1 protein-coding gene is annotated in these 239 nt (G+C 42.3%); it reads left to right on the plus strand.

Annotation, left to right across the window (positions count from 1 at the left end; translation table 11 throughout):
- On the plus strand, positions 1-239 hold a 239-nt coding region (locus SB724_RS21655), incomplete at both ends, for a hypothetical protein (RefSeq protein ID WP_410573119.1).

The following is a 239-nucleotide window of genomic DNA, read 5'->3' on the forward strand; positions in this document are numbered from 1 at the left end:
TTTACGTGGTCGACATGGTATTCAATTACAGCTTAAAAGCTTTTACCCCGACTGGCACTATATTAAGCGCGCTTTTTTCTTGGGAGCGCCTGGCTCTATTGAATTATCGACACGTGCATTTGGTTTGATCATCATGTCATTTCTAGTTGCCAGCTTTGGTACTACGACAATTGCTGCTTATGGTGTTGGCTCTAATATTTTGCAAATGGTAATGATCCCCGCTATGGGCTTATCAATGG

The sequence above is a fragment of the Bacillus sp. SIMBA_031 genome (assembly GCF_046535225.1).
Lineage (GTDB): Bacteria > Bacillota > Bacilli > Bacillales > Bacillaceae > Bacillus > Bacillus velezensis.